Source organism: Vibrio sp. OPT46 (genome assembly GCF_015163535.1).
Lineage (GTDB): Bacteria > Pseudomonadota > Gammaproteobacteria > Enterobacterales > Vibrionaceae > Vibrio > Vibrio alginolyticus.
The window spans coordinates 1-2,797 of the sequence record NZ_JADDYG010000069.1 but is presented as its reverse complement, the minus strand read 5'-3'; the positions used below and the strand labels follow the sequence as shown (position 1 = coordinate 2,797).

Annotated in this window: 3 protein-coding genes; all 3 read left to right on the top strand. The window is 39.9% G+C overall.

Features of this window, described 5'->3' with window-relative positions:
* Positions 1-59: 59 nt before the first annotated feature.
* The 3 genes from IQR33_RS02840 (at position 60) to IQR33_RS02820 (ending at position 2,650) form a co-directional block, all read left to right on the top strand.
* Entirely contained in the window at positions 60-527 is a 468-nt protein-coding gene (locus tag IQR33_RS02840) for an NUDIX domain-containing protein (protein ID WP_158156591.1), read from the top strand.
* A 138-nt stretch (positions 528-665) separates the two neighbouring features.
* A complete protein-coding gene (locus IQR33_RS02830) occupies positions 666-1,544 on the top strand; it encodes a hypothetical protein (protein WP_182039458.1) in 879 nt (292 codons plus the stop codon).
* A 632-nt stretch (positions 1,545-2,176) separates the two neighbouring features.
* The gene (locus IQR33_RS02820) at positions 2,177-2,650 is read left to right on the top strand and encodes a GNAT family N-acetyltransferase (protein WP_182039457.1); all 474 of its coding nucleotides are present in this window, start codon (positions 2,177-2,179) and stop codon (positions 2,648-2,650) included.
* Positions 2,651-2,797 lie beyond the last annotated feature (147 nt).

Sequence of the window (2,797 nt, the reverse complement as noted above, 5' to 3'; positions counted from 1 at the left end):
GCGGCTTCGGTATTACGTTGCTCACCCCTTAACAGGGCGTTAGCTTTCAAGGAGGAAAATTGAGCGCGAGTGACTATATCAAAGAAATCCGTTCCAAAATTGGAACTATGCCGCTACTTATCCCTAGCGTAGCGGGTGTCATATTAAATGAGAACCATGAGTTGCTACTTCAGCAGAAATCAGATAACACATGGAGCCTTCCAGCTGGAATGATTGAGCCTCAAGAGTCCCCAGTTCAAGCATTGGTTAGGGAAGTTCGTGAAGAAACAGGTTTAGCGGTTAAAGTAGAGCGTCTACTCGGAGTATTTGGTGGTGAGGGTTTTGGATTCACCTATCCAAATGGTGATCAAGTTGAGTACACCGTAATTATGTTTAAATGTATGGTAGACAGTCAGTTACAAACTGCAACCGACGGTGAAACGGTGTCTTTAAAATGGTTTTCAAAGGGTGACTTGCCAAAGCTTGAGCTACCTTACCCTTTAGAGTGTTTGTTTGCAGAAAATGAGTCAGCGTATTTCGTTGGCTAGAAAGCTAACAAGTTGCTTAAGCGTGATTCAGCACGCGTGGCATTTTTAGTATGCGGTGTTTTTGGTGTTGAAGTGCCATGCAGCGGCTTGGTCATTTCGTGCTTCACACCTTAGCAAGGCGTTAGTTGGTAGGAAATTATGATAGAAAAAAGTAAGCGAAAAATGAGAACGATATCTTTACAAGAGATTAAAAAAGAAAATAAATTTTACATACCGCATGTAAATGCCATAAACAATCTTCACAATATATATTTGGTCACGGAGATTGCTAGGAATGCAATACAGAAACACAGAGAAGAATTGAAAGGGCAAGATCAACATTTTGTGCCTTTAGAGTTTCCAGATATTGATGGTACGTTAAAACCAACACCAAAGCGTAAGTCTACAACAGTAAAGATACTTAAGGATGCTGTGAGGCATGATTTATACTCTAATAGCTTAATATCGGCTGTATCAGCTACTGAAGTTTATTTGGAAAAAATAGTCGAGCTTTGCCTTTTAAAGGAACCTCGAAGACTATCGCATTCAATAAAGAAACAAAGCAAGAAAAGTAAACTATCGGAACCCGAAATTGAAGTTAAAATTGATGACTCGACAATTCCTCTTCGGAATTTGCTAGACGCTCAAAACTTAGAAGAATTGTATCACAATGTCATTCGAGATAAATTGCATCAGCTAATGTATGCAAGCCCCGCTGATTATTTTGGTTACTTGGAAAATGCACTTGGGATTGAATTAGACCAAGAAATTGTAGATACATATGTTGAAATCAAGGCAACTAGAGACTTGCTAACTCATGGGCAAGGTTATGTTAATGAAGTTTATGTACAAAAAGCAGGACAAAAAGCTCGTGTTACCGATAATAAGCAAAGGATACCTCTTTCTTCAGAGTATTTTGCTTCTTCAATCGGTACAATGAAGAGACTAATAGGGGATATCTACAAGTTAGCATCTAAGGAGTTTTTAGGGGTCACTCATTTTCGGAAACTATACCCTGCTCGCAAACCTATCAACTAACAATCTGTTTAAGAGTGATTCGCAACGCTTGGCATTTTTGCTATGCGTTGCGTTTAGTGTTTAAGGTAGTATGCGGAAGCTATAGTATTGCGTTGCTCACACCTTAACAGGGCGTTAGTTGCCAAGGGGAAAACGCAGCTAAATCAGAATATTTAGGGCTAATGTTCGTACGTTTCTGGCTCGGTTTTGTATTTCAAATTTTAGCCTTTCAGTATTGTGCAAATCAGGCTTTGGTTTTTTGTGGTCGGACTTTCCGTTTCAGAAGCCAGTTCGCTTGTTGAGAGTCAACTCTATGATATTGTCTTTTCAAATGAGCTTTTTGGTGTTGTTAGGCTGTATTCTACGGCGTTGTATATTCCAAGTGGTTTCAGTGACAGGCGCTTTGAAACAGCGCCTGATTTGAGCTTCTTAAAACACGTAAAACTAGTGTTGGCAAAGCGGCAATTAACATCAAATCAAAGCGTTAGGTTTGGCAACTAACAAAGCATTCAAGAGGGATTCACAACGCTTGGCAGTTTTGGTTTGAATCAACTTTAGTGTTTACGGCACAATAGCTTAGGTTGGGTGGTGGCGTTGTTCACCCCTTAATGCGGCGTTATAAATACAGTCAAAATCATCGCTAGGGAACAGCAATGATAATTAGCAATACATTAGAACCGGGAGACTTAGGTCATATCGTTAAGCAACATGGCTTACTTTACTCGAAAGAGTATGGCTATGACTTTACCTTTGAAGCATATGTTGCAGAACCTTTAGCTCAGTTTGCAAAACGTAACGGTAAACGAGAGAAGATTTGGTTGGCTCGTCTCAATGGTGAATTAGTCGGCACGATTTGTATTTGTGAAAACTCAAATACTGAAGCTCAACTTCGCTGGTTTTCTGTAGACCCAAAGGCTCGTGGAAAAGGTTTAGGAAAAACTCTAATTGAGCAGGCACTTAGCTTTTGTATTGAGGAAAACTATTCCAAAATAATCCTTTGGACAGTTGCAGGTTTAGCTGCTTCAAAGTCACTCTATATCAAGAATGGATTTCAGTTAATCCATGAGGAAGAGTGCGAACTTTGGGGACAAGTTCAGCTTGAACAGTGTTACGAAAAATATTTATAACAAACTGTTTAAGAGTGATTCGCAACGCGTGGCATTTTTACTATGCGTTGGTTTTAGTGTTTAAGGTGGTATGCGGGAGCATTGGTATTGCGATGCTCACACCTTAACAGGGCGTTATGTTCTTGGAGGACGTGGTGGAGTATCAAA

Bases quoted from the DNA above. Each gene is read 5' to 3' on its own strand.
- IQR33_RS02830 (WP_182039458.1), top strand. From the start codon at position 666: ATGATAGAAAAAAGTAAGCGAAAAATGAGAACGATATCTTTACAAGAG.
- IQR33_RS02820 (WP_182039457.1), top strand. From the start codon at position 2,177: ATGATAATTAGCAATACATTAGAACCGGGAGACTTAGGTCATATCGTT.